3 protein-coding genes are annotated in these 1592 nt (G+C 67.0%); 1 reads left to right on the forward strand and 2 read right to left on the reverse strand.

From position 1 onward, the window contains the following. Positions 1–118: 118 nt before the first annotated feature. Complete coding sequence (locus tag JYJ84_RS36265) at positions 119–445, reverse strand: superinfection immunity protein (RefSeq protein WP_011354384.1); 327 nt, start codon at positions 443–445, stop codon at positions 119–121. 101 nt (positions 446–546) lie between these two features. After that, the gene (locus JYJ84_RS36270) at positions 547–966 is read right to left on the reverse strand and encodes a rhodanese-like domain-containing protein (RefSeq protein WP_175220101.1); all 420 of its coding nucleotides are present in this window, start codon (positions 964–966) and stop codon (positions 547–549) included. A gap of 110 nt (positions 967–1076) precedes the next feature. On the opposite strand from JYJ84_RS36270, the gene JYJ84_RS36275 reads away from it, so the two are divergent. Further along, positions 1077–1592, forward strand: a 516-nt coding sequence (locus tag JYJ84_RS36275; protein ID WP_205190264.1) for a DJ-1/PfpI family protein, incomplete at its 3' end; no start/stop codon positions are given.

A 1592-nucleotide genomic window follows, 5' to 3' on the forward strand; every position in this document is an offset into this window, starting at 1 on the left:
GGCGTGGCAGCGGGCGGGCGGCGGGGTGTCGCACGACGGGCTGGGGTGGGATTACCGCGCGTCGACCAACGTCAGGATGCCGAAGTTCGACGCAGCAGGGTGAACGGGAAAGAGGGACTTAACGGCAGCCTTGCTTCTCCGCCCATTGCTCCTGGGCGGCTACACGGCGCTGCACGCGCTCGACGAGACCGGTCGAGAAGGTTCGCATGCTGATGCCGCGGCGCTTGGCGAGGATCGTCTGCGCGACATCGGTGCGCGGGTTCGGCTGGCAGGCCCAGTAGAGCGTCATCAGCCAGCCGATGCCGGTCCACCCGAACAGCGCGTTGAACATCGCGACCGTCAGCTTGTCGTGCCGGCCACGCCGGTCGGCAATGACCGCCGGCAGAAAATAGATCGCGATCGCGGCCACCGAGCCGGCCACTTGAATCAGGACTGCGTTCTGCATGTTGCTGCTCCATCCGAACTGCAATGGGACTGATTGTCGCGCTTTTTTCGTTTGCGTGCAGGCCGTACACAGGCAATTGATTGTTGCGCTTTTAATGACGATCAGCCGGCTGCGGCGTCCGCCGGCTGCACTTCGTTGCTCAGCGCGAAACCTTCGTCGAGCCAGCCCGTCACGCCGCCGATCATCAGCTTGACCGGCCGGCCGAGGCGCGCAAGCTGGATTGCCGCACGCGCGGCGCCGTTGCAGTGCGGGCCCGCGCAGTAGACGACGAACAGCGTGCCGGACGGATGGCCGGCGAGCTTGCTCTCGATGATCTTGCGGCGCGGCAGGTTGCGCGCGCCGGGCACGTGGCCGGCGGCGAACTGGTCGGGGCCGCGCACGTCGAGCAGCACGAAATCGGGCGCACCCGAGGCGAGTGCGTCGTGCACGTCCCAGCAATCGGTCTCGAAGCGCAGCGATGCCTCGAAATGCGCGAGGGCGGCGGGGCTTTCGGCGGCGGGAACGTCGGTAACGTAGGACATGGCAGGTTCTCCTGAAGGTTGCGTGGAACGCGATGGAATGAGGGGCAGTATCGCGGTTCGGCACGTTTCGCGGCAGTGGCGCGATCGACAAGTTCCGGTAACATCGCGCCATGCACAATCATCTCGTCGTCGCGCTCGCCTACGATCGCCTCTGCACGTTCGAATTCGGCTGCGTGGTCGAACTGTTTGCCCTCGAACGCCCCGAGCTCGGGGTCGACTGGTATCGCTTCGCGGTCTGCGCGAGCGAGCCGGGGCCCGTGCGCGCGGCGGGCGGCATCACGGTCGCCGCGCCGTATCGGCTCGCGACGCTCGATCGCGCCGATACCATCGTGATTCCCGGCTGGCGCGATCCGGACGAACTGCCGCCGGAGCCGTTGCTGAAGAAACTGCGGGCCGCGCATCGCCGCGGCGCGCGGCTCTGCTCGATCTGCTCGGGCGTGTTCGTGCTGGCGGCGGCCGGCGTGCTCGATGGCCTCACGGTGACGACCCACTGGCGCTATGCGGAGAAACTGCAGGCGCGCTATCCGGCGCTGCACGTGAATCCCGATGCGCTTTACGTCGATGAAGGGCAGGTGATTACGTCGGCCGGATCGGCGGCGGGGCTCGACATGCTGCTGCATCTCGTG

Origin of the sequence: Burkholderia sp. LMG 13014 (assembly GCF_905232215.1) — a bacterium.
In the GTDB taxonomy this organism is placed as follows: Bacteria; Pseudomonadota; Gammaproteobacteria; order Burkholderiales; family Burkholderiaceae; genus Burkholderia.

Bases quoted from the DNA above. Each gene is read 5' to 3' on its own strand.
- JYJ84_RS36265 (WP_011354384.1), bottom strand. From the start codon at position 445: ATGCAGAACGCAGTCCTGATTCAAGTGGCCGGCTCGGTGGCCGCGATC.
- JYJ84_RS36270 (WP_175220101.1), bottom strand. From the start codon at position 966: ATGTCCTACGTTACCGACGTTCCCGCCGCCGAAAGCCCCGCCGCCCTC.